This is a genomic window from Actinomadura verrucosospora, assembly GCF_039540335.1.
Lineage (GTDB): Bacteria > Actinomycetota > Actinomycetes > Streptosporangiales > Streptosporangiaceae > Spirillospora > Spirillospora verrucosospora.
Map to the genome: position 1 here is coordinate 1 of NZ_BAABEV010000073.1, position 23150 is coordinate 23150.

Genomic DNA, 23150 nt, shown 5'->3' on the forward strand with positions numbered 1-23150 from the left:
GGCGGCGGCCGCGCGGTCGCCGGGGTCCCCTCCCCCGGCGGCCCAGCCGGCGAGCAGCCCCTCGGTGCGGGCGGCCGGAGCCCCGGCGATGCCGGTGATCTCCCCGGCCGCGTAGACGCCGGCGACGCTGGTGCGCTGGTCGTCGTCGACGTCGGCGAAGGCACCGCCGCGCAGCCGGCAGCCGGCGGCGACGGGCAGTTCGAGCTGCGGGCTGAAGCCGTGGGTGACGCAGAGGGCGTCCACCGCGACGGTGCGCTCGGTGCCGGGCACGACCGACCAGTCGCGGCGGAGCCGCGCCGTGACCGCCTCTTCGACGCGCCCGTCGCCCCGGGCCTCGATCACGGCGCGGCCCGTCCGGTAGGGGACGCGGTGCCGGGCCAGCAGCGCCGCGTACCCGGCCAGCTCCCCCGCCTTGCCCGCCTGCGGCGCCAGCTCCCACGGGCGCGCGGCCCAGCCGCGCGCCACGGTGGCGGCCGGGTTGGCCTCCAGCACCTCGAGGACGGTGCCGCCGGCCTCGATCAGCGACGCGGCGACCGGGAGCAGGAACGGTCCAGAGCCGGCGATCAGGACGGGGTCGCCGACGACCAGGCGCTCCCCCTTCGCCAGCGCCTGCGCCGCCCCGGCGGTGTAGACCCCGGGCAGTTCCCAGCCCGGGAAGGGCAGGACGCGGTCGTGGGCACCCGGCGCCAGCACCAGCGCGTCCGGGCGCAGGACGCGCCGTTCCCGTCCGGCGCCGTCGGCCTCGCCTCGCAGCACGTGGACGTGCGGCGGCCCCTGCTCGGCGCGGTCGAGGGACCAGACGGCGCTCTCGGGCCACCAGTCGCAGCGCGGGTGGCCGAGCACGCGGTCGCGCAGCCGCTCGAAGCCGCGCCACCCGTGGTGGAGGCGGCCGGGGCGGGCGGCGCCGAAGGCGGCGGGCGGCATCCGGTGGTACTGGCCTCCGGGGTCCTCGGCGGCGTCGAGCAGCGTGACCCGCGCCCCGGCGCGCAGCGCGCCCGCCGCCGCGCCGAGCCCCGCCGGGCCGGCGCCGACGACCACGACGTGCCGGCTCACCTGGCCTCCCTGGACTGGGTCGTGACGGCGTCGCCGTCGCGGGCGCGGCGGCGGCACGCCCGCACGTCGCGGACGCCGTTGACGGTGAGGAGGCAGTCGAAGCAGGCGCCGATCCCGCAGAACACGCCGCGCGGGGCGCCGGAGGGCCCGCGCCGCCAGGTGCGGCGGCCCGCGGCCAGCAGCACTCCGGCGAGGGTCTGGCCGGCGACGCCGTCCACGGGTTCGCCGTCCACGGTGATCCGCAGCGGGACGTCGGGGCGGCGGCCGGTCCGGTCGGCGCCGGCGGGGACGAGTCGCGCGCTCATCGGGTCTCTCCTTCGCACTGGGCGGCGGGCCGGTCCGCGCGGAACGGCGCCGCGTCGATCGCGGGGGCGCGGCCGAGCATGAGGTCGCGCAGGACGGCGGCGGTCCCGGCGGACAGGCCGATCCCGGCGCCCTCGTGGCCGGTGGCGTGCCAGAGGCCCTCCAGGTCCGGGTCGGCGCCGATCACGGGCAGGTGGTCGTCGACGTACGGGCGGAACCCCCCGTAGGCGCGCATCACCGGCACCCCGGCCAGGGACGGGAACAGCCGCAGCGCCTTGGCGGCGATGACCGACAGCACCTCGGGGCGGATCCGGTCGTCGAACCCGACCCGGCGGCGCGAGGAGCCGAGGAGGATCGTCCCCGCCCGGGTGGACTCGACGACGGCGGACGCCTGCAGGTCCCCGGCGCCGCTGCCGACCGCGGCCACGTAGTCCGCGTCGTAGACCTTGTGGAAGACGGTCGGCGGCATCGGCGCGGTCACCAGGACCTCTCCGCGGCGGGGCCGGACACCGAGCCGGACGCCGAGCCGCGCGGCGACCTCCCCCGCCCAGGGCCCGGCCGCGTTGACGACCGCGTCGGCCTCGATCGTCCCGCCGGAGGTGCGGACGCCGGTGAGGCGGCCGCCGCTGCGGACCGCGCCGAGGACCTCGCACCCGGTGCGCAGGACGGCGCCGGCGCGCACGGCGGCGGCCAGCAGGGCGACGGCGGCTCCGGCGGGCTGGACCTGGGCGTCCTCGGGGTAGTGGACGGCCTTGGCGAAGTCGCGCGTCAGGTGGGGTTCGGCGGCGGCGAGGGCGCCGGCGTCCAGGTCCTCGGCGGTGATCCCGGCCTCGCGCTGGGCTGCGGCGAACTCCGTCAGCGCCGCGGCGCCCGCCGGGGTGGTGGCGACGACGATGCCGCCCTTGGCGTCCCATTCGACGCCGCCCGCGTTCGGGTCGCCGTCCAGGATGGCGGGCCACAGCTCGCGCGACAGCCGCGCCAGTTCGAGCTCCGGGCCCGGCCCCTTGTCGGAGACCAGGATGTTGCCCTCGCCGTGGGCGGTGGTCCCGGCGGCGGGGCCGCCCCGGTCGGCGACGACGACCTCGCAGCCCGCCAGGGCCAGCTCGCGGGCGCAGGCCGCGCCGATGATCCCGGCGCCCAGCACCACGACCCGCGTCATCGACCCTCCCGTTTGCCGTTCGTTAAACCGAACGATTCTGAGAGTAAGCGCGCCACGCGCGCGCTGTCAACGCGCGGGCGGCTCCGGATTCAGGGGGTTTCCGCCAGATGGGACGGGGTGCCGGGCGAGGCGTGAAGCCGCTGGTCAGCGCTGTACTGCAGCAGCAGGACGGAGCGGACGGGCCCCTCGACCGCGGTGTAGCGGTGCGGCAGGCGCGCGTCGAAGCCGACGTAGTCGCCCGGCCCGAGCTCCACGTCCCGGTCGTCCACCCGAACGGCGAGCCGCCCGGACTGCACGACCGTGTGCTCCATCCCCACATGGCCGAGCGAGTCCTGCCGGCGGCCGGCCCTGAACTGCTGGTCGTACACCTCGAACATGGCGCCGCCGGACTCGATGCCGCGCAGCGGCCGCAGGTCGACGCCCTTCCCGCTCAGGACCTCCACCTCCGCCGCGCGCACCACCGTGAGCCCGGACGGCTCCTGGTGGTCGAGCAGGTCGGAGATGGGGACCTCCAGCGCGCGCGAGAGGCTGAACACGGTCTCGATCGTGGGGTTCCCGGCGCCCGCCTCCAGCTGGGACAGCGTCGCCTTGCCGATCTTGGACCGGCGGGACAGCTCCGACAGCGACAGGCCGAGCTCCAGCCGCGCGCGGCGCAGGTTGCCGGCCAGCACGTCCCGCACCGATTCCCCTGACGCCCCCACGCTCCCGCTCCTCGTCCGCTCGCCCGCTCACGTTCGCTCTATCGAACGGCCAGTGTACTCGGCGGCCCGGAGGGGTCAGAGCTCCACCAGCGTCCCGGCGCCGGCCTCGCGGGCGCGGCCGACGATGACGGACGCCGCCGCCGCGTCCTGCACGCCGAGGCCGACGCTGTTGTAGAAGACGAGGTCGGTCTCGGACCGCCGCCCGGCGGCGAGGCCGGCGACGATCGGGCCCAGCGGGCGCACCCGGCCGGGGTCCAGATCCCCGGCGCGCACGGCGGCCACGACGGGACCGGCGTGCTCCAGGGCGGTCGTCACGTCGTCCACCACGACCGCGGCGGCGCGGGCGAGGACCTCCCCGTCCACCTCCGCCCGGTCCGGGGCGAACGATCCGACGCTCACGACCGTGCACCCGGGGTCGAGCCACGCGCCGAGGACGACCGGCTCGGCGCTGGTGGTGGCGGTGACGACGATCTGCGCGCCCCGGACCGCCTCGCGGGCGGACGCCGCCGCCCCGACCGGCAGCTCCAGGTCCCGTGCGAGCTCGGCGGCGGCGGTGCAGGTGTCCGGATGGCGGCAGGCCACCGCCACCTCGGTGAGGGGACGCACCGCGGCCATCGCCCGCACGTGCGCGCGGCCCTGGACGCCGCAGCCGACGACCGCGAGGCGGCAGGCCCCCGGCGCCGCGAGGTGGTCGGCCGCCACCGCGCTCGCCGCCGACGTGCGCAGCGTCGTCACGGCCTCGCCCTCGATGACCGCGACGGGCCGCCCGTCCACCGGGTCAAGGACGGTCACCAGGGCCGCCACGGTCGGCAGGCCGCGCCCCGCGTTGCCCGGGGTGACGCTCCCGAACTTGGCGACCGCGCCGGCGCCGGGCAGGCGGGAGACGTAGCCGAAGGCGACGTCGCCGTCCGGGCCGTCCAGCAGCACCCGCGGCGCGAGCCGCGCCCGCCCGCGGCCGAGCGCGGCGAACGCCTCCCGCTGCGAGGCGATCGCGGCGGGCAGGTCGAACACCGCGCGCACGTCGGCCGCGGAGAGCAGCAGGACACCGGCCATGGGGAGATCCTTTCCAGGCCGCGGCCGCGCTGTCGAGTGGCGAAAGGGCAAGCGGTGCTTACCGATCAGTGCATGAGATCGCATGCTTGCCCGTCTCGACGCCCGTGCCTGGACGTTTCACGCTTTCACCATCCCGGACCACGAGGACCTGCCGGCCACGAGCGACGGAGAGCCCCGATGACTCCACTGACCCCGCGGGACCGCGGACGCCGGTTCCGGACTCTCACCGCGGCGGGTGCCGGCCTGCTGCTCGTCCCGCTCGCCGCGGCCTGCGGGTCGGGCGGCTCCGGCGGCTCGGGCGCCATCAGGATCGGTGTTCCGGCGCCGCTGAGCGGTGACTCCGCCTCGGCCGGGCAGGACATCCTCGCCGCGGCCAGGGTCGCCGCCGACGAGATCAACAAGGCCGGCGGGGTGGACGGCCGGAAGATCCAGATCGTGGAGGCCGACGACCAGTGCAGCGCCCAGCAGGGCGCGCAGGCCGCGCAGAAGCTGCTCAACAGCGGGGTCGTTGCGGTCGCCGGCGGGTACTGCTCGGGCGCGGCGGTGCCCGCGATCCCGATCTACGGCAGGCGCGGCGTCCCGTTCGTGATGGACGCCTCCACCAACCCCTCCCTCACCGACAGCGGCAAGGGCAAGGTGTTCCGCACCTGCGGGCGCGACGACAACCAGGGCCTGGTCGCGGCCAAGTTCATGACCGGACCGCTCGGGGCGAAGCGGATCGCGCTGCTGCACGACAACACCACCTACGCCAAGGGCCTCGCGGACGCCGCGGCGAACTCGGCGCGGCAGGCGGGCGGCCAGGTCGTCTACGAGAACGCGCTGCAGCCCGGCCAGTCCGACTACGGACCCGTCCTCACCAAGATCGCCTCAACGCGGCCGGACGTGCTGTACTTCACCGGCTACTTCGCCGAGGCGGGCCTGCTGATGAAGCAGCGCAAGCAGCTCGGGCTGAGGTTCGCGCTCATGGGCGGGGACGCCACGACCGACTCCACCGTGCTGAAGACGGCGGGCTCGGCGGCCGGCGGCTACATCGCCACCACCGCGCCGCTGGCCAAGGACCTGCCGGCCGCCGCGCGGTTCGTCTCGGCGTACAAGGCGGCGAACAACGCCGATCCGGGGCCGTTCTCGGTGTACGAGTACGACGCGGTGAAGGTCGTCGCGAAGGCGATCGACGACGCCGGGTCCACCCGGGGCGCCGCGATCACCGAGGCCCTCCACAAGATCAAGGACTTCCCGGGCATCACCGGGCCCATCACCTTCGACGCCAAGGGCGACCGGACCGACCCGCTCTACATCACCGTCCAGGTCCAGGGCGGCGCGTTCACCGCCTACAAGAAGCTCGACGAGAGCGGCGCCACCTGGGTGGACGCCAAGACCTCCTGATCAGGGGCCCGATGAGCGAATTCGTCCAGTACCTCGTGAACGGCCTGACGATCGGGGCCTTCCTCGCGCTGATCGCGCTGGGCTACTCGATGATCTACGGGGTGGTCCGGCTGATCAACTTCGCGCACGGCGACGTGTTCATGATCGGCGCCTTCGCCGGGTTCGGGACGCTGACCGCGCTCGGCGCGAGCGGCGGGATGGCGCTGCCCGCCGTCCTGCTCGCCGTCGTGGTCGGCGCGCTGACCACCGGCGCCATCGGGACCGGGATCGCCAGGGTCGCCTACGTGCCGCTGCTGTCGTCGCCGCGCCTGGCGCTGCTGATCGCCGCGATCGGGGTGTCGCTGGCGCTGGAGGAGGGCGTCAAGGTGCTCACCGACGCCCGGTTCAAGTCCTACCCCCACGCCCTGGACGGCGGCCGGATCCTCAGCGGCGTCGTCCACGTCACCTGGGGGCAGCTCGTCCTGGTCGTGCTGTCGGTCGCGCTGATGGCGGCGCTGTGGCTGTTCGTCACCCGGACCGTGACGGGGACCGCGATGCGCGCGCTGGCGATGGACCGCGACGCGGCCCGGCTCCAGGGGATCGACGTGGAGCGGCTGATCCTGGCGACGTTCTTCATCGGCTCGCTGCTCGCGGGCGCCGCGGGCGTCATGTACGGGCTGTACTACGTTCAGATCAGCTTCGGCATGGGCTTCCTCATCGGGCTGCGCGCGTTCACCGCCGCGGTGCTCGGCGGCATCGGCAACCTGCCGGGGACGATGGTCGCGGGCGTGTGCATCGGCCTCGTGCAGTCGTTCTCCGCCGGGTACGTCTCGTCCCGCTGGACGGACGTCATCATCTTCGGGCTGCTGATCGCGGTGCTGGCGCTGAGGCCCACCGGCCTGTTCGGCGAGCGCGTCGTGGAGCGGGCGTGAGGGCGCCGCGCCCCGCGGGCGGGGAGGCGGCCGTCCGGTACGGCGGCTGGCCGCTGCTCGTCGCGCTCGCGCTCGCCGCCGGGCAGACCCTCGACGACTACGCGCTGACCGTCGCCGGGACGATCCTGGTCTACGCGATCCTCGGGCTGGGGATCAACATCGTCGTCGGGTACGCGGGCCTGCTCGACCTCGGGTTCGCCGCGTTCTTCGCGATCGGCGCGTACGCCTCCGGGCTGCTGACGCTGAAGCTGGGGTGGGGCTTCTGGGCGACGCTGCCGGTCGCGGTCGCCGCCGCGGCGGTGGCCGGGGCGGTCATCGGGTACCCGACGCTGCGGCTGCGCAGCGACTACCTCGCGATCGTCACGCTCGGCTTCGGAGAGATCATCCGGATCGCGGTCATCAACCTGGAGGTCACCGGGGGCCCGAACGGGCTGACCGGGATCCCCCCGGCGACGGTCGGCGGGCGGGAGATCGTCACGCCGCGGGACTTCTTCCACCTCGCGCTCGCGTTCTTCGTCGTCGTGCTGGCCGCGACGGCGCTGCTGGCCCGGTCGCGGCTCGCCTACGCCTGGCGCGCCGTCCGGGCCGACGACACCGCCGCCGAGGCGGTCGGCGTCCCGGCGCGGCGGGTGAAGCTGCTGGCGTACGTGCTGGGCGCGATGACCGGGGCCGTCGCGGGCCCGCTCAACGCCGCGCAGCTCGGCACCGTGGACCCCTCCAGCTTCACGTTCCTGACCTCGCTGATGATCCTGCTCGTGGTGATCATCGGCGGGATGGGCAGCCGGCCCGGCGTCGTGGTCGGCGCCGTGGTGATCGTCGCGCTGCCGGAGGCGCTGCGGACCGTCCAGGAGTACCGGGGCCTGTTCTTCGCGCTGCTGCTCATCGCGATCGTGCTCCTGCGGCCGCAGGGCGTGTGGCCGTACCGGCCGCGCCGCCTGCGCCTCCCGGCGGAGGCGGGGCCCGCGCCCGGGCCCGCGGCGGCGCGCGGCACGCTGCTGGAGGTGGACGGCCTGACCCGCCGCTTCGGCGGCGTCACCGCCGTCGAGGGGCTCGCCCTGCGCGCGGACGCCGGGCAGGTCGTCAGCGTGATCGGCCCGAACGGCGCGGGCAAGACCACCGCGTTCAACTGCGTCACCGGGATGATCGCGCCGTCGGCCGGGACGGTCGTGCTCGCCGGGCGGGACGTGCGCGGCCTCGCCCCGCACCGGGTCGCCGCCGCCGGCCTCGCGCGCACCTTCCAGAGCATCCGGCTGTTCGAGGAGATGACCGTCGCCGAGAACGTGCTGATCGGCCGGTTCGCCCGCGACCGGGCCCTGCTGCGGCCGCTGTCGCGCGCCGACCTCGACGCGGTCCGCCGCTGCCTGGACTTCGTCGGGCTGCTGGAGGCCGCCGACCGCCCGGCGGGCGGGCTCGCCTACGGCGACCGGCGCCGGCTGGAGATCGCGCGGGCGCTCGCGGGCGACCCCCGCGTCCTGCTGCTGGACGAGCCCGCCGCGGGCGCGAACCCGACCGAGAAGCGGGCGCTGATGGGGCTGATCTCGCGCATCGGCGCGCTCGGCGCCGCCGTGGTGCTGATCGAGCACGACGTCGCGCTGGTCATGTCGATCTCCGACCGGGTGACGGTGCTGGAGCACGGGCGGACGATCGCGGCGGGGCCGCCGGCGGAGATCCAGGAGGACCAGCGGGTCATCGCCGCCTACCTCGGCGTGCCGGACGACCCGGAGACCGACCTGGCCGCGGAGGTGCTGGGGTGACGCTTCTGCGGGTGAGCGACCTGCGCAGCCGGTACGGCCAGGTCGAGGCGCTGTCCGGGATCTCCTTCGAGGTCGGCGAGGGCGAGATCGTCGCGCTGCTCGGCAGCAACGGCGCGGGCAAGACCACCGCGCTGCGGACCGTCACGGGCCTGCACCGGGCCCGGTCCGGGCGGGTCGAGTTCGGCGGCCGCGACATCACCCGGCTCGCCGCGCACCGGGTCGTCGCGGCCGGGCTCGGGCACGTCCCGGAGGGGCGGCGCGTGTTCCCCGCGCTGACCGTCGCCGAGAACCTGCTGCTCGGCGGGTACCTGCGGCGCCGCGACCGGGCGCTCGTCGCGGCCCGCCGGGACGAGGTCTACGCCAGGTTCCCGCGCCTCGGCGAGCGGCGCGCGCAGCCGGCCGGGCTGCTGTCGGGCGGCGAGCAGCAGATGCTCGCGATCGGCCGGGCGCTGATGCTGCGGCCGCGCCTGCTCGCCCTCGACGAGCCGACGATGGGGCTGGCGCCGCGGACGGCGCAGCAGGTGCTGCGGGTCGTCCGGGAGATCCGCGACCAGGGCGCCGCGATCCTGATCGTCGAGCAGAACGCCCACCAGACGCTCCGCCTCGCCGACCGCGCCTACGTCCTGGAGACCGGCCGGATCGTGCTGGACGGCCCGGCGTCCGCGCTCGCCGGGGACGACCGGGTGAAGGCCGCCTACCTGGGCGGCGACCCGGTCATCGACGCGACGTGAGCAGCGCGCGCGCCGCGTCCTCGATCGCGGCCTCCGACAGCAGGACGTGGGAGGCGGCGTCTCCCAGCGGGATGAAGCTGTCCTCGCTCGTGACCCTGGCCGCGCGCCCTTCGAAGCCGACGTCGGCGAGCGCGGTCAGGACGCCCTCCGAGACGCCCCCGGTGCGGCGCGTCTCGTCCGCGACCAGGACGGCCCCGGTGGCGCGGGCCTCGCGCAGCAGGTCCTCGACCGGGAGCGGGGCCAGCCAGCGCAGGTCGAGCACCCGGCACCGGACGCCCCCGGCCTCCAGGCGGCGGGCCGCCCGCAGGCTCATCCGCAGGCCGTTGGCGAAGGTGACGACGGTGAGGTCGCCGCCGTCCCCGTAGGTGCGGGCGCGGCCGATCGGGACCGTCCCGCCGGCCGGGGCCAGCCATCCGCCGTCGCCGTCGTCGTGAAGGTCGCGCACGTGGTAGAGCGCGATCGGCTCCAGCATCACGCACACGCGCCCGTCGCGCCCGGCGGCGTCCGCGCAGGCGCGCAGCATCCCCGCGGCGTCGTCGGGCCGGGCCGGCGACGCGATGACGAGCCCCGGGATGTCGCGCAGGGCGGCGACGGCGTTGTCGTTGTGGAAGTGGCCGCCGAACCCCTTCTGGTAGGCGTAGCCCGCGATCCGCACGACCATCGGGTTGCGGTACCGGCCGGAGGAGAAGAACGGCAGCGTCGCCGCCTCCCCCCGGATCTGGTCGGCGGCGTTGTGCAGGTAGGCGAGGTACTGGATCTCCGGGACCGGCAGCATCCCGGCGGTCCCGAACCCGAGCGCGAGGCCGAGGACCGACTGCTCGTCCAGGATCGTGTCGAACACCCGGGCCGCCCCGGCCCGCCTCATCAGCCCGCGCGTGACCCCGTAGACGCCGCCCTTGCGCGCCACGTCCTCGCCGAAGACGAGCATGCCGGGCCGCTCGTCCAGCAGGTCGCCGAGCGTCCGGTTGACCGCCTGCGCCAGCGTGACCGGCTCCCCCTCCGCGGCCACCGCTCCCCCTCCGCGGGCGGTGGAGCGGAGCGGCGCCATGACCTGCGCGGCGGACGCCAGGCGCGGGGCGCCCGCGACGCTCTCCGCCAGCGCCATGACCTCCGCGCGCTTGGCCTCGTAGAGGCCGACGACGTCCTCCGCGGTCGCGACTCCGCGGTCGACGAGGAGGCGCGCGGTCCGCAGGAGCGGGTCGCGCTCCAGGTCGGCCGCCATCTCGGCGAAGGTCCGGTACGCCGACTCGACGTCGGAGCCGGCGTGGCCCATCAGCCGGACGGTCCGCAGGTGCAGGAACGCGGGACGGCGGCGTTCGCGGACCCAGTCGGCCGCCCGCGCCGCCGCGGCGTGGGCGTCGGCGAGGTCGCAGCCGTCCGCGTGGAAGTAGGCGAGGCCGGGCCGCGAGCCGTAGGCGGCACGGATCCAGCCGGGCGCCGTGCGGACGCTGATGCCGATCCCGTTGTCCTCGCAGACGAGCAGGAGCGGCAGGGGAAGGCCCTGGTAGCCGCAGTTGACGGCCGCGTTGACGGCGCCGGCGGCGGTGGAGTGGTTGGCGGAGGCGTCCCCGAAGCTGCACACGGTGACGGCGTCGCGCGGCCACGGCGAGTCCAGGCCGAGCCGGGCGGCACGTTCGATCGCGAAGGCCACGCCGAGCGCGCGCGGGAAGTGCGAGGCGATGGTGGAGGTCTGCGGGATCACGTTCAGCGGGCGGCTGCCGAACACCTTGTGGCGCCCACCCGCGATCGGTTCCTCGGCGGCGGCGACCAGCCCGAGCAGGACGTCGCGGAGCGGGTCGCCGCCGGGGACCTGGCGTGCCCGCTCCAGGAAGAACGCGCCCGACCGGTAGTGCAGGAGCGCCGGGTCGTCCGGGCGGAGGGCGGCCGCGACGGCCGCGTTGCCCTCGTGCCCGGCCGAGCCGATCGTGTAGAAGCCGTGGCCCTGCGCCTGGAGGCGCCGGGCGGCGAGGTCCAGGTGCCGGCTGCCTAGCTGCGCGTCGAACAGCTCCAGGCAGCGCTCGCCGGTGAGCGCGCCAGGCGGAGCGGGCGCGCCGGAGGGCGCCAGGGTCGCGGCCGTCTCGAGGAAGTGGACGTCGGCGGGCTCGGGCATGCGTGCTCCTGGGTGCGGATCGGGACGCGTGTCGAGCATCGGACGCCGCCCGGCCGAGGCCAAGCCGCGCGAGGCCGCGAACCGGTGGGGAGTTGGCCAAGGATCGCTTAACGACGCCCCCGGGAGAGCCTCAGCCCGGCTTGGCCTCGCGGTAAGGAAGCCGCGCTCTGCCCGATCTTGGCGCGGGCGGGCGGCCCGTTCAGGCTGGGAGCGTGCTCTCCTCCGTCATCGGCGGCGCCCGGATCCCGGCGGGGCCGCGCTCGTACCGTTCCACCGACCCGTCCCGCACGTCCGAGACGGTCGCGGAGGTGTCCCTCGCGGACGCCGGCGACCTGGTGCGCGCCTGCCGGGCCGCCCGCGAGGCGCAGGACGCCTGGCGCGACGTGCCGGCGCCCGTCCGCGGGCAGGCGGTCGCCGCGGTCGGCCGGCTCGTCGAGGCCAACAAGGCGGCCCTCGCCGCGCTCGTCACCCGGGAGGTCGGCAAGCCCCGCGCCGAGGCCCTCGGCGAGGTCCAGGAGATCGCCGACACCTGCGCGTTCTTCCTCGGGGAGGGGCGGCGGCTGTACGGGCAGACCGTCCCGTCCGAGATGCCCGACAAGCAGCTGTTCACCTTCCGGGACCCGGTCGGCGTCGTCACCGTCGTCACGGCGGGGAACTTCCCGGTCGCGGTGCCGTCCTGGTACATCGTCCCCGCGCTGCTGTGCGGTAATGCGGTGGTGTGGAAGCCCGCCGAGTACGCGGCGGCCTGCGCCGACGCGTTCTACGAGCTGTTCGCCCACGCGGGGCTGCCGGACGGCGTCCTCAACGTGGTCCACGCCGACGGCGCCGAGACCTTCCGCGGCCTGGAGCGGGCGCTGGACGAGGGGCTCGTCGACAAGGTCGGCTTCACCGGCTCCACGGAGGTCGGCGCGCGGATCGGGGAGCTGTGCGGCCGCCACCTCCAGACGCCGTGCCTGGAACTCGGCGGCAAGAACCCGATGGTCGTCGCCGAGGACGCCGACCTGCCGCTCGCCGTCGAGGGCGCCCTGTTCTCGGGGTTCGGGACGGCCGGGCAGCGCTGCACTTCCCTCGGGACCGCGATCGTCCACGAGTCGGTGCACGGCGAGTTCGTGCGGCTGCTGGACGAGGCGGTGCGCGCCGCGCCCGTCGGCGACCCGGCGGGCGACGTGCTATTCGGGCCGCTGATCAGCGAGCGGTTCGCGGACGGCTTCGAGAAGGCGCTCGGCTGGATCGGGCCGGGCCACACCGTGCACGGGTCGTCGGCCACCGGGCGGATCACGGCGGCCGCGCCGCGGGAGGGCTTCGCCGGGGACCCGGAGGCGGGGCTGTTCTACCACCCCGTGATCGTCGACGGGGTGGGGCCCGGCGACGCGCTGTTCACGCACGAGGCGTTCGGGCCGATCGTCGGCGTCGCCGCCTACCGGACCCTGGACGAGGCGATCGCCCTCGCCAACGCCCCCGGCTACGGCCTGTCCGCCTCGATCTACACCGGCGACCCGGCGAAGGTCTTCGCGTTCCGCCGGCGGATCTCGGCCGGGATGGTGAGCGTCAACAACTCCACCTCCGGCGCGGAGGCGCACCTGCCGTTCGGCGGGAACGGGCGCTCGGGCAACGGCAGCCGCCAGTCGGGCATGTGGGTGCTGGACCAGTTCACCCGCTGGCAGTCGATGAACTGGGACACCTCGGGGCGGCTGCAGAAGGCGCAGATGGACGTCCTGGAGATCGCCCCCGACCTCGGCTTCCGGCTGTAGGGGGCGGCCGTGGGGACCGAGGCGGAGACGGAGGCCGACGTCGTCGTCATCGGCGGCGGCGTGATGGGGACGAGCATCGCCTTCCACCTCGCCGAGGCGGGCGTGCGGCGCGTGGTCCTCGTCGAGCGGGACGCGCTCGGGTCGGGCTCGACGTGCAAGGCGGCGGGCGGGGTGCGGGCCCAGTTCTCCGACGAGGTCAACATCCGGCTCGGCGCCCGCAGCCTGGAGGCGTTCGCCCGGTTCTCCCGCCGGCCCGGCCAGGAGATCGACCTGCACCGCGTCGGGTACCTGTTCCTGCTGTCGCGGCCCGAGGACGTCGCGGCGTTCGAGTCGGGCGTGGCCCTGCAGAACGAGCTGGGCGTCCCGAGCCGGATGGTCTCGGTCGCGGAGGCCCGCCGGCTGTCGCCGCTGATCGTCCCCGACGGGCTGCTGGCCGCCGCGTTCTCCCCCGACGACGGGCACTGCACGCCGGAGTCGGTCGTCCTCGGGTACGCGACGGGCGCGCGGCGGCACGGCGCGGTGATCCGCACCGGCTGCGAGGTCGTCGGCATCGAGACCGGCGGCGGTGAGATCAGGGCCGTCCGGACCACGCGGGGGCGCATCCGCACGCCCGCCGTCGTCTGCGCGGCCGGGGCCTGGTCGGCGGCCGTCGGGCGGATGGCCGGCGTCGACCTCCCGGTCGAGCCGCTGCGCCGCCAGATCGTCTTCACCGGGCCGCTCCCGGACCTGCCGCGCCCGGTGCCGATGACGATCGACTTCGCGACGTCGTTCTACTTCCACGCGGAGGGCGAGGGCCTGATGCTCGGCATGTCCGATCCCGACGAGCGCCCCGGATTCCGGCTGAGCCGGTCCGACGCGTGGCTCCCCCGGCTCGCCGAGGCGATCGGCGCCCGGGCGCCGCGCCTGCTCGACGCCGGCCTGACCGGCGGCTGGGCCGGCCTCTACGAGATGACGCCCGACCACAACGCGCTCATCGGCGAGGACGCGTCGGTGTCGCGGTTCCTCTACGCGGCCGGCTTCTCCGGCCACGGCTTCCTCCAGGGCCCGGCGGTCGGCGAGGTCGTCCGCGACCTGTACCTCGGCCGCGCGCCCTTCACCGACGTCGCCCCCCTGAACGCCGCGCGCTTCGCCGGCGACGCCCTGCGCCCGGAGAACAACTGTGTCTGACGTGCTCGCGATGATGGACGAGTGGGGCCCCGAGCGGGTCGTGTGCGTCTCCGACGCCCGGACCGGGATGCGGGGCGTGCTCGTCATCGACAACACCGCCCGCGGCATGGGCAAGGGCGGCATGCGGATGAGCCCGTCGGTGACGGTCGCGGAGGTGGCGCGGCTCGCCCGGGTGATGACCTACAAGTGGGCGGGCGTCGACCTGTTCTTCGGCGGCGCCAAGGCCGGGATCGCGGCGGACCCCGCGTCGTCCGACCGGGAGGCGGTCCTGCGCGCGTTCGTGCGGGCGCTGGCGCAGGAGATCCCCCGCCGGTACGTGGCGGGCCTCGACATGGGGCTGTCGGAGCGGGACGCGGCGATCGTCCAGGACGAGCTGGACGACCGGGGCGCGGCCGTCGGCACCCCGCACGTCCTCGGCGGCATGCCCTACGACGAGCTGGGCGTGACCGGCTTCGGTGTCGCGGAGGCGGCCGACGCCGCCGCCCGGCACGCGGGAATGTCCCTGCGGGGCGCGCGCGTCGCGGTGCAGGGGTTCGGCGCGGTCGGGCACGCGGCGGCGCGGCGCCTGGACGAGCTAGGCGCGGCGGTCGTGGCGGTCTCGACCGTGCACGGCGCGCTGCACGACCCGGACGGCCTGGACGTCGGGCGGCTCCTCGCCCTGCGCGCCGAGGCGGGCGACGCGGCGGTGCGGGAGTACGGCGGGCGGCTGCTGCCCCCCGGCGCCGAGCTGTCGGTCCCGGCCGACGTCCTCGTCCCGGCCGCGCTCCAGGACGTCATCGACGAGGAGGCGGCCGCCGACGTCCGGGCGTCGATCGTGGTGGAGGGCGCGAACCTGCCCACCGGGCGGGCGGCGCAGCGCGTCCTCGCCGAGCGCGGCGTGACGGTCGTGCCGGACTTCGTCGCCAACGCGGGCGGCGTCGTCGCGGCGGCGTTCGCGATGGACGCCCGCTACTCGGCGTTCCGCCCCGACCCGGACACGGTGTTCGCCGCGGTCTCGGCGAAGATGCGCGACAACACCGGCCGGGTCCTCGACGCGGCCCGCGCGCAGGGCACGACGACGCACGAGGCCGCCGTCGCGCTCGCCCAGGAGCGCGTCCGCGCGGCGATGGAGCTCAAGGGCCGGTGGCGCCCCCGACCTCGCTCTGGACGCCCCGGGCGACCTCGATGAGGCCGCGCATGGCGTCCTTGACGAGCGGGTTGGTGTTGGTGGCGCGGCGCAGCACGGTGACGTGCCGCCGCGGGCTGCGGCGGCTGAGCCGCAGCGTCCTCAGCCCCGGCGCGGGGACGCAGCCGAGCGCCGGGACGAGCGCGATGCCGAGACCGCAGCCGACCAGCCCGCACACCACGGCGTAGTCGTTGCTGCGGAACGCGATGTCGGGGACGAACCCGGCGGTGCCGCACAGCCGCAGCAGCGCCTGCGCGCCCGCGCTCTCCGGGCGGCTCGCGATCCACGTCTCCGACCGCAGGTCGCGGAGCCGGACGGTGCGGCCCCCGGCGAGGGGGTGGTCCCGCGGGACGCACAGCACCAGGTTCTCGTCCATCACCGGCGTCTCCACGATCTGGTCGGGCCAGGTGCGCGGGAACAGGTCGTACCGGTACGCGAGCTGGAGGTCGAGGTCGCCGTCGAGCAGCTCGGGCAGCAGCTCGTCCGGCTCGCCCTCGGCCAGCGTGATGTCGATGCCGGGCCGCACCCGCGACAGCTCCGCCAGCACCCGCGGCAGGATCCGGGCGCTGGCGGTCGGGAAGCTGCCGAGCTGCAGGGCGCCGCGCTCGCCGCTGGCGACCGTGCGCAGCTCCCGCTCCAGGGTGTCGAGGGCCGACAGCACGTCGTTGCCCTTGCTGACCATCAGGAACGCGGCGCTCGTCGGGCGCACGCTGCGCGCCCGGCGCTCGAACAGCACCAGGCCGCAGGCGCGCTCCAGCGCGGCGATCTGCTGGGAGACGGCGGACGCGGTGTAGCCGAGGTTGCGGGCCGCGTCCGCGAACGAGCCGGTGCGGACGACCTCGCGCACGGTCTGGATGTGCAGGGGACTGATCATGGGCGCACCCCGTTCAGCGCTGAACGTGACCGTCTCCCCCGCAGACGCCTCCCCTCATGCGTATCATCCCGCGGGCCGGGCCCCCAGGCCCGAAGATCAGTCGTGCCGCGGGCGCTTGGCCACCAGCGTCAGGACGTCGTACTTGGCGACCGAGGCCCCCTCCTGGTTCGTGACGTCGGTGTCCCAGCGGACCTCGCCGTAGTCGGCGCCCTCGCGCGGCGAGATCTGCTTGGCCGTCAGGGTGACGGTCAGCTCGTCGCCCGGCTTGACGGGCGTGAGGAACCGGAGGTTCTCCAGGCCGTAGTTCGCCAGGACGGGCCCCGGGGACGGCTCCACGAACAGCCCGGCCGCGAACGACACGACGAGGTAGCCGTGGGCGACGCGCCCGCCGAAGAACGGGTTCGCCGCGGCGGCCTCCTCGTCCGTGTGGGCGTAGAAGGTGTCGCCGGTGAACTCGGCGAAGTGCTCCACGTCGTCGAGGGTGACGACCCGGGGGCCGCCGACGGCGGTGTCGCCGACGCGCAGGTCCTCCAGGTGCTTGCGGAACGGGTGGACGTCGGTGACGGTCCGGTCGGTGCCGGGGACCCAGCGCCCGGTGATGGAGGTGAGCATCGCCGGCCCGGCCTGGACGGCGGTGCGCCGCATGTGGTGCACCACCCCGCGGATCCCGCCCATCTCCTCGCCGCCGCCGGCCCGCCCGGGGCCGCCGTGGACGAGGGCGGGCAGCGGCGAGCCGTGCCCGGTCGACTCCTGGGCGTCCTCGGCGTTCAGCACGAGCAGCCGGCCGTGCCACGGCGCGGCGCCGAGCACGACCTTCCGGGCGAACTCCTCGTCGCCGGTCACGACCGACCCGGCGAGGCTGCCGCGCCCGCGCGCGGCGAGCTCGACGGCCTGCTCGGCGCCCTCGTAGGGCATCAGGGTGCTGACCGGCCCGAACGCCTCGACCTCGTGCGGCTCGGCGCGGCCCGCGTCGTCGGCGCGCAGCAGGACCGGGGAGATGAACGCGCCGCGCTCGGCGTCCGCGCCCACGACCTCGACCCGCTCGGGGTCGCCGAACACGACGCTGCCCGCGTCCATGAGGGCCTTCAGGGAGCGCCGCACCTCCTCGCGCTGGTCGAGCGTGGCGAGGGCGCCCATCCGCACGGACGGGTCGGACGGGTTCCCGACCGTGACCTTCGCCAGCCGTTCCCGGACGGCCTCGGCGACGTCGTCGATCAGGGCGGCGGGGACGAGCGCTCGGCGGATCGCCGTGCACTTCTGGCCCGCCTTCACGGTCATCTCCGTGGCGAGCTGCCTGACGTAGAGGTCGAACTCCTTCGTGCCGGGCGTCGCGTCCGGCCCGAGGACCGAGCAGTTCAGCGAGTCGGCCTCGGCGTTGAACCGCACCGCGTTCCCCACGATGACGGGGTGGGTGCGCAGGAGCCGGGCGGTGGACGCCGAACCGGTGAACCCGACGATGTCCTGCTCGGTGAGGTGGTCGAGGAGGTCGCGGGGCTCGCCGCAGACCATCTGCACCGAGCCCTCGGGCAGGATCCCGGCCTCGACGATCAGCTCGACCAGCCGGGCGGTCAGGTAGGCGGTCTGGCTCGCCGGCTTGATCAGGCTCGGCACCCCCGCGAGGAACGCGGGCGCGAGCTTCTCCAGCGGGCCCCACACCGGGAAGTTGAACGCGTTGATCTGCACCGCGACGCCGCGCGACGGCGTGCACAGGTGCTGCCCGACGAACGTCCCGCCCTTGCCGAGCGGCTCCACGTCGCCCTCGACGAGCACCGTGTCGTTCGGCAGTTCGCGCTTGCCCTTGCTCGCGTAGGCGAACAGGACGCCGATGCCGCCGTCGACGTCGAACTTCGAGTCGTTCAGCGTCGCGCCCGTCATGGCCGACAGGGCGTACAGCTCCTCGCGGTGCTCCCGCAGGTGGGACGCGACCGCCTTCAGCAGGGCCGCGCGCTGGTGGAACGTCAGCTCCCGCAGCACCGGGCCGCCGACGGACCGCCCGTACTCCAGGGCGGCGCCCATGTCGACCCCCGCCGAGGAGATCCGGGCGACCTCCTCCCCGGTGACGGCGTCGTGCAACGGCGCCCCCTCCTCCTCCGGGGCACGCCAGGAACCCGACACATAACTGCGCAGCACGACCACTGGGACCTCCTCGTCCAGATCTCAGACCATTCTTGCCACTTCACAGCCCCCTTCACCCTCGCAGACATGACAGTCGGGGCCTCGTTCCTTTGTGTACTCCCGCGCCGCCGCCGCCCGCCGCCGCGGTCGGTGACGCGGTCGGTGACGCGGATCACCCTCGGGGGGAGGACGGTCCCGACGGCGGCCGACGCCGCGTCCGGTGAGCCGCTTGTCCTGAAATACTCCTGACCATGACCTTCGTGGCAGACAGTGAGCGATACGAGCGGCTCCCCTACCGGCGGTGCGGGCGGAGCGGGTTGAGGCTCCCGGCGATCTCGCTGGGCCTGTGGCACAACTTCGGCGACGACCGGCCGCTGGACGTCCAGCGGGCCATCCTGCGGCGCGCGTTCGACCTCGGCGTCACCCACTTCGACCTCGCCAACAACTACGGCCCGCCGTACGGGTCCGCGGAGACCAACTTCGGCCGGATCCTGCGCGAGGACCTCGCCCCGTACCGGGACGAGATCATCATCTCGACCAAGGCCGGGTACGACATGTGGCCGGGCCCGTACGGCGAGTGGGGGTCGCGCAAGTACCTGCTCGCGAGCCTCGACCAGTCGCTGCGCCGGATGGGCGTCGACTACGTCGACATCTTCTACAGCCACCGCTTCGACCCGGAGACGCCGCTGGAGGAGACGATGGGGGCGCTGGACCGGGCCGTCCGGTCCGGCAAGGCCCTCTACGCCGGGATCTCGTCCTACTCCCCCGAGCGCACCGCCGAGGCGGCGGCGATCCTGCGGGAGATGGGGACCCCGCTGCTCATCCACCAGCCGTCCTACTCGATGCTCAACCGCTGGATCGAGGGCGGGCTGCTCGACACGCTCGACCGGGAGGGCGCCGGCTGCATCGCGTTCTCACCGCTGGCGCAGGGGATGCTGACCGGCAAGTACCTCGACGGGGTCCCGGAGGGCTCCCGGGCGAGCAGGGGGACGTCGCTGTCCACCAGCCTGCTCACCGAGGACAACCTGCGGCACGTGCGGACGCTGAACCGGATCGCCGAGGGGCGCGGGCAGTCGCTCGCCCAGATGGCGCTGGCCTGGTCGCTGCGGGACGGCCGGGTCACCTCGGCGCTGATCGGCGCGAGCAGCGTCGCGCAGCTGGAGGAGAACCTCGCCGCCCTCGACCGGCTCGACTTCACCCCGGACGAGCTGGCCGCGATCGACCGGGACGCCGTCGAGGCGGGGATCAACATCTGGGCGGCCTCCAGCGCGGGCTGACCTGCGGGTCGACCGGGACGGCGCGTGCATCGACCGGGCGTGACGGGGCACGAGCGCCCTATGGAAGAGATGACGCTGAGGAGCGCCGCGTTCCGCGACCACACGCTCATGCCGTCGGACTACTCCCACGACAGCGGGGACCTCTCGCCGCCGCTGGAGTGGTCCCCCGCGCCCGAGGAGGTCGTGGAACTGGCGCTGGCGTGCGAGGACCCCGACGCCCCGGCCGGCACGTTCGCGCACTGGCTGCTCGCCGGCATCGACCCGGTGACCACCGGCCTGGACGCCGGGGAGCGGCCGACCGGCGCCGTCCTCGGGCGCAACGACTACGGCTCCGAGGGCTACGGCGGGCCGAAGCCCCCGGCGGGCGACGACCCGCACCGGTACTTCTTCCGGCTGTACGGGCTGGCGGAGCCGTCCGGGCTGCGCGACGGCTTCACCGCCGAGGACCTGCGCACCGCCGTCGAGGACAAGGTCGTCGCGTCGGGGACGCTCGTCGGCACCTACGCCAGGTGAGCCGTGGGCGGCACCGGAGCGGACGGGCCCGGGCGGCACGAGCCCGACCGGAACGAACCTGACCGGAACGAGCCTGACCGGAACGAACCCGAGCGGCACGAGCCCGAACTCGGCGAGCCCGAGCGGCACGACATCGGCCGGAAGGACCCGGGCTGGCACGGCCCCGGGTCGCACGGGCCGTACCCGCACGAGCAGCCGCGCGGGGACGAGCCCCTGACCGCGCGCAGCCCGCTGCTCCTGCGGGCGGTGCTGTCCACGGCCGCGCTGGTCGGCGCGGTCGCCGCCGCGATCGTGTTCACGGTGGACGCCTCCGGCGGCGGCTCCATGACCGCGGCGGGCATCTGCGCGGCGGTCGCCGTCATCGCCGCCGTCGACCTCGTGGTGATCGCGCGGCGTGCCCGCCACTGAGCCCGGCGCCGCTCAGTGCCGGTGGTCGGTGGCCGCGGCCCCGGGATCGGCGAGCAGCCGGCCGATCCGGTCCCGGCTCTCCTCGTCGGCCGGCGTGTAGGCGACGAGCCGCGCGTTCGGCGACGCGGTGATGTCCATGCTCGTGGTGCGGGTGCGGATCTCGCCGACGGCGCTGTGCCGGAAGACCTTGGCGCTCGGCCCCGGCAGCGCCACGTCGTGGGACGCCCACAGCCGGGCGAACAGGGGACTGGCCGCCTGAAGGCGCCGGACGAGGTCCTTCCAGCCCGGTTCGTCCAGATGCCTGCTGTACCGGTGCCGGAAGACGGCGACGTGGTCGGACGCCGTGTCCTCCAGGTTCACGACCGGGTTGCAGCACGGCGGCAGCGTGAACATCTTCCACAGCGTGTTGCGCTCGCACGGCGGGGCGTTCACGAGGTGCGGGAAGATCGCGGCGAAGGCGGCGTTCCAGGCCAGGATGTCGGAGCGGGCGTTGACCACGGCCGCGGGCAGCGGCACGAGCGCGTCCAGGATCCCCTGGACGTCCTCGGGCAGGCTCTCGGCCTGCTCCTCGACCGCCGCGTCGGGGACGTCGGCCAGCCGGTACAGGTGCTCGCGCTCGGCTCCGTCGAGCCGCAGGGTGCGCGCCACCGCGTCCAGCACCTGGGTGCTGGCGTTGATCGGGCGGCCCTGCTCCAGCCACGTGTACCAGGTGACGCCGACTCCGGCGAGCTGGGCGACCTCCTCGCGGCGCAGGCCGGGCGTGCGGCGCCGCGGGCCCGGGGGCATCCCCACGTCCTCGGGGCTGATCCGCTCGCGCCGGCTGCGCAGGAACGCCGCCAGCTCCGTGCGGCGGCGCGGACCCGCGCCGCCGCGGCGGGCGGCGGGCGCGGCGGGCGGACTCGTCATCGTCACTCCCCCAGCCTGCCTCGGGCGGGCGTGCTCTTCCAGGTGCTGTCAGTACCAGTATCGGCAGGCTCTCGTTACCGGTACCGGCGCGCCCCCACCCTCGTACACATGACACAGACAACCGACCTGCGCGGGACCGTTCCCGACCGGGGGTCGCGGAACGGATCCGGCGGGCTCGCGCTCGCCGTCATCCTGCTCGGCCAGTTCATGGCCATCCTCGACGTGAACATCGTCAACGTGGCCCTCCCGACGATGCGCGCGGACCTGCACGCCTCGGGCGCGGGGCTCCAGCTGATCGTGGCGGGCTACATCATCTCCTACGCGGTGCTGCTGATCACGGGCGCGCGGCTCGGCGGCATCGCGGGCCACCGCCGCCTGTACCACCTCGGCCTCGCGTCCTTCACGGTCGCGTCGCTGGCGTGCGGGCTGGCGCCGTCCACCGGGACGCTGGTGGTGTGCCGCTTCCTTCAGGGCGCGGGCGCGGCGATGCTGACCCCGCAGGTGATGTCGATGATCCAGCGGGACTTCACCGGCGCCGCCCGGGGGCGGGCGCTCGGCCTCTACTCCGCCGTCATCGCGGGCGGCGTCGTCGTCGGGCAGGCGGCCGGGGGCCTGCTGGTCGGCGCGGACCTGCTCGGGACGGGCTGGCGGGCGGTCTTCCTCGTCAACGTGCCGATCGGCGCCGCGCTGCTGCTCGCGGGGCCGCGCGTGCTGCCCCGCGACGAGCCCGCGCCCCGGACGCGCCCGCTGCGGGCCGAGCTGGACCTCCCGGGCGTGTTCACGCTGGCCCCCGCGGTGCTGCTGCTCGTCGTCCCGCTGATCATGGGGCACGAGCTGGGCTGGCCGCTGTGGGGCTGGGCGGCGCTGGCCGCCAGCGCCGCGTTCGCCGCGGTCTTCGTGGCCGTGGAGCGGCGCGTGGCGGCCGCGGGCGGGCGTCCGCTGGTCTCGCCCCGGGTGCTGCGCGCCCCGCTGCTGGTCCCGGCCTGCGTGGCGATCGTGTTCGGCCCGGCGAGCTGGTCGTCGTTCCTGTTCACCACCACGCTGCACCTGCAGGGCGACCTGCGGATGTCCCCCCTGGAGTCGGGGCTGGCGTTCGTGCCCTGCGTCACCGCGTTCGGGCTGGTCGGGCTGAACTGGCAGCGGCTGCCGGCCCGCTGGCACCGGCGCGCCGTCCCGGCCGGGTTCGCCGTGGCGGGGGCGGGCTACCTGTGCGTCGGCCCCCTCGCGGGAGGCGGCCTCGCCTACGAGGCGCTCACCGCGGTCATCGGGTTCGGGCTCGGGGTGATGCCGATCATCATGACGACCGCGCTGCGGCACGTCGCGCCGGGTGACGCGGCCGACGCCAGCGGCCTGCTCCTCACGCTGATGCAGCTCGCCCAGGTGGTCGGCATCGCCACCGTCGGGACGCTGTTCCTCTCGCTGGCCGAGTCCGGCGGGTCCACCCGGCACGCCGAGTACGGCACCGGCTGGGCGCTCGCCGGGATGGTGCTGCTCGGCGCCCTGTGCGCGCTGTCCCTGGCCCGCGACCGGTCCCCGGCTCGGCACTGAGGGTCAGGACGGAGGGGCGGGGACGGGGTTCTCGTCGAGCGCCGAGGCGACGGCCACCAGCGTGCAGTTGATCACGACGGCGCGCATCGGCGCCCCTCGGGTGGTCGGTCGGTCGGTCACCGCCGCGGTACCCGGGGCGCGGGCGCGAAACGTCAGTACCGCGCGAGCCGGGCGCGGGCGGCCTCCACCGCGGGCGGAACCGGCCGCCCGGCGCGGGCGAGGGCGTCGAGGGCGCGGGCCGTGTCGGCGAGCACCGCGCGGCCCTCCT

The 23150-nt window shown here is 75.3% G+C and carries 20 protein-coding genes; 11 read left to right on the top strand and 9 right to left on the bottom strand.

Features of this window, described 5'->3' with window-relative positions:
- The 5 genes from ABD944_RS40565 to ABD944_RS40585 form a co-directional block, all read right to left on the bottom strand.
- On the bottom strand, positions 1 to 1053 hold a 1053-nt coding region (locus ABD944_RS40565), incomplete at its 3' end, for an NAD(P)/FAD-dependent oxidoreductase (protein ID WP_345187150.1).
- Positions 1050 to 1358, bottom strand: coding sequence for a (2Fe-2S)-binding protein (locus ABD944_RS40570; RefSeq protein ID WP_345187153.1), 309 nt, complete (start codon positions 1356 to 1358; stop codon positions 1050 to 1052). The genes ABD944_RS40570 and ABD944_RS40565, both read right to left, overlap by 4 nt.
- Positions 1355 to 2515, bottom strand: coding sequence for an NAD(P)/FAD-dependent oxidoreductase (locus ABD944_RS40575; protein ID WP_345187155.1), 1161 nt, complete (start codon positions 2513 to 2515; stop codon positions 1355 to 1357). The genes ABD944_RS40570 and ABD944_RS40575 overlap by 4 nt, the downstream gene beginning before the upstream one ends.
- Positions 2516 to 2604: 89 nt before the next feature.
- Positions 2605 to 3216, bottom strand: coding sequence for a helix-turn-helix domain-containing protein (locus tag ABD944_RS40580; RefSeq protein ID WP_345187158.1), 612 nt, complete (start codon positions 3214 to 3216; stop codon positions 2605 to 2607).
- Positions 3217 to 3291: 75 nt separating this feature from the next.
- Positions 3292 to 4269 (bottom strand): ornithine cyclodeaminase family protein, encoded by a 978-nt coding sequence (locus ABD944_RS40585; RefSeq protein ID WP_345187160.1) that lies wholly within the window; start codon positions 4267 to 4269, stop codon positions 3292 to 3294.
- A 177-nt stretch (positions 4270 to 4446) separates the two neighbouring features.
- On the opposite strand from ABD944_RS40585, the gene ABD944_RS40590 reads away from it, so the two are divergent.
- From ABD944_RS40590 to ABD944_RS40605, 4 genes are read left to right on the top strand one after another with little or no spacing between them, the layout of a single operon-like run.
- On the top strand, positions 4447 to 5652 hold the full coding sequence (locus ABD944_RS40590) for a branched-chain amino acid ABC transporter substrate-binding protein (RefSeq protein WP_345187162.1): 1206 nt from the start codon (positions 4447 to 4449) through the stop codon (positions 5650 to 5652).
- 11 nt (positions 5653 to 5663) lie between these two features.
- Entirely contained in the window at positions 5664 to 6563 is a 900-nt protein-coding gene (locus ABD944_RS40595; protein WP_345187165.1) for a branched-chain amino acid ABC transporter permease, read from the top strand.
- Entirely contained in the window at positions 6560 to 8317 is a 1758-nt protein-coding gene (locus ABD944_RS40600; protein ID WP_345187167.1) for a branched-chain amino acid ABC transporter ATP-binding protein/permease, read from the top strand. The genes ABD944_RS40595 and ABD944_RS40600 overlap by 4 nt, the downstream gene beginning before the upstream one ends.
- Positions 8314 to 9048, top strand: a complete 735-nt coding sequence (locus tag ABD944_RS40605) for an ABC transporter ATP-binding protein (protein WP_345187169.1) — start codon at positions 8314 to 8316, stop codon at positions 9046 to 9048. The genes ABD944_RS40600 and ABD944_RS40605 overlap by 4 nt, the downstream gene beginning before the upstream one ends.
- Here ABD944_RS40605 and ABD944_RS40610 read toward each other — a convergent pair.
- Positions 9032 to 11158, bottom strand: a complete 2127-nt coding sequence (locus ABD944_RS40610; RefSeq protein ID WP_345187172.1) for a thiamine pyrophosphate-dependent enzyme — start codon at positions 11156 to 11158, stop codon at positions 9032 to 9034. The genes ABD944_RS40605 and ABD944_RS40610 overlap by 17 nt on opposite strands.
- Positions 11159 to 11370: 212 nt before the next feature.
- Here ABD944_RS40610 and ABD944_RS40615 point away from each other — a divergent pair, with 212 nt between their 5' ends.
- Genes ABD944_RS40615 through ABD944_RS40625 form a run of 3 tightly spaced genes read left to right on the top strand, consistent with a single transcriptional unit; the run spans position 11371 to position 15244 of the window.
- Positions 11371 to 12909 carry an aldehyde dehydrogenase family protein gene (locus ABD944_RS40615; protein ID WP_345187174.1) on the top strand — a complete coding sequence of 513 codons (1539 nt, stop codon included), beginning with the start codon at positions 11371 to 11373 and terminating at the stop codon, positions 12907 to 12909.
- A gap of 9 nt (positions 12910 to 12918) precedes the next feature.
- Positions 12919 to 14076, top strand: coding sequence for an NAD(P)/FAD-dependent oxidoreductase (locus ABD944_RS40620; RefSeq protein WP_345187176.1), 1158 nt, complete (start codon positions 12919 to 12921; stop codon positions 14074 to 14076).
- On the top strand, positions 14069 to 15244 hold the full coding sequence (locus tag ABD944_RS40625; RefSeq protein ID WP_345187179.1) for a Glu/Leu/Phe/Val family dehydrogenase: 1176 nt from the start codon (positions 14069 to 14071) through the stop codon (positions 15242 to 15244). Before ABD944_RS40620 ends, ABD944_RS40625 begins: the two co-directional genes overlap by 8 nt.
- Here the strand turns inward: ABD944_RS40625 and ABD944_RS40630 are convergent.
- Together ABD944_RS40630 and paaZ are read right to left on the bottom strand one after the other, a co-directional pair.
- Positions 15189 to 16115 carry a LysR family transcriptional regulator gene (locus ABD944_RS40630; RefSeq protein ID WP_258942305.1) on the bottom strand — a complete coding sequence of 309 codons (927 nt, stop codon included), beginning with the start codon at positions 16113 to 16115 and terminating at the stop codon, positions 15189 to 15191. The genes ABD944_RS40625 and ABD944_RS40630 overlap by 56 nt on opposite strands.
- A 96-nt stretch (positions 16116 to 16211) precedes the next feature.
- Complete coding sequence (gene paaZ / locus ABD944_RS40635) at positions 16212 to 18251, bottom strand: phenylacetic acid degradation bifunctional protein PaaZ (protein WP_345187182.1); 2040 nt, start codon at positions 18249 to 18251, stop codon at positions 16212 to 16214.
- 230 nt (positions 18252 to 18481) lie between these two features.
- Between paaZ and mgrA the strand changes: the two genes are divergently transcribed.
- The 3 genes from mgrA to ABD944_RS40650 all read left to right on the top strand — a co-directional run bounded on the left by mgrA (position 18482) and on the right by ABD944_RS40650 (position 20428).
- Positions 18482 to 19507, top strand: coding sequence for an L-glyceraldehyde 3-phosphate reductase (gene mgrA / locus ABD944_RS40640; protein ID WP_345187184.1), 1026 nt, complete (start codon positions 18482 to 18484; stop codon positions 19505 to 19507).
- Positions 19508 to 19576: 69 nt separating this feature from the next.
- Positions 19577 to 20020, top strand: coding sequence for a YbhB/YbcL family Raf kinase inhibitor-like protein (locus ABD944_RS40645; protein ID WP_345187186.1), 444 nt, complete (start codon positions 19577 to 19579; stop codon positions 20018 to 20020).
- A 3-nt stretch (positions 20021 to 20023) separates the two neighbouring features.
- Entirely contained in the window at positions 20024 to 20428 is a 405-nt protein-coding gene (locus ABD944_RS40650) for a DUF6343 family protein (RefSeq protein WP_345187188.1), read from the top strand.
- A 12-nt stretch (positions 20429 to 20440) separates the two neighbouring features.
- Here ABD944_RS40650 and ABD944_RS40655 read toward each other — a convergent pair whose 3' ends face one another.
- Positions 20441 to 21334 carry a helix-turn-helix transcriptional regulator gene (locus ABD944_RS40655; protein ID WP_345187190.1) on the bottom strand — a complete coding sequence of 298 codons (894 nt, stop codon included), beginning with the start codon at positions 21332 to 21334 and terminating at the stop codon, positions 20441 to 20443.
- Positions 21335 to 21442: 108 nt separating this feature from the next.
- Between ABD944_RS40655 and ABD944_RS40660 the strand changes: the two genes are divergently transcribed.
- Entirely contained in the window at positions 21443 to 22882 is a 1440-nt protein-coding gene (locus tag ABD944_RS40660; RefSeq protein WP_345187193.1) for an MFS transporter, read from the top strand.
- Positions 22883 to 23150 lie beyond the last annotated feature (268 nt).

Bases quoted from the DNA above. Each gene is read 5' to 3' on its own strand.
- ABD944_RS40570 (WP_345187153.1), bottom strand. From the start codon at position 1,358: ATGAGCGCGCGACTCGTCCCCGCCGGCGCCGACCGGACCGGCCGCCGC.
- ABD944_RS40575 (WP_345187155.1), bottom strand. From the start codon at position 2,515: ATGACGCGGGTCGTGGTGCTGGGCGCCGGGATCATCGGCGCGGCCTGC.
- ABD944_RS40585 (WP_345187160.1), bottom strand. From the start codon at position 4,269: ATGGCCGGTGTCCTGCTGCTCTCCGCGGCCGACGTGCGCGCGGTGTTC.
- ABD944_RS40590 (WP_345187162.1), top strand. From the start codon at position 4,447: ATGACTCCACTGACCCCGCGGGACCGCGGACGCCGGTTCCGGACTCTC.
- ABD944_RS40595 (WP_345187165.1), top strand. From the start codon at position 5,664: ATGAGCGAATTCGTCCAGTACCTCGTGAACGGCCTGACGATCGGGGCC.
- ABD944_RS40610 (WP_345187172.1), bottom strand. From the start codon at position 11,158: ATGCCCGAGCCCGCCGACGTCCACTTCCTCGAGACGGCCGCGACCCTG.
- ABD944_RS40630 (WP_258942305.1), bottom strand. From the start codon at position 16,115: ATGATCAGTCCCCTGCACATCCAGACCGTGCGCGAGGTCGTCCGCACC.
- mgrA (WP_345187184.1), top strand. From the start codon at position 18,482: ATGACCTTCGTGGCAGACAGTGAGCGATACGAGCGGCTCCCCTACCGG.
- ABD944_RS40645 (WP_345187186.1), top strand. From the start codon at position 19,577: ATGACGCTGAGGAGCGCCGCGTTCCGCGACCACACGCTCATGCCGTCG.
- ABD944_RS40655 (WP_345187190.1), bottom strand. From the start codon at position 21,334: ATGACGAGTCCGCCCGCCGCGCCCGCCGCCCGCCGCGGCGGCGCGGGT.
- ABD944_RS40660 (WP_345187193.1), top strand. From the start codon at position 21,443: ATGACACAGACAACCGACCTGCGCGGGACCGTTCCCGACCGGGGGTCG.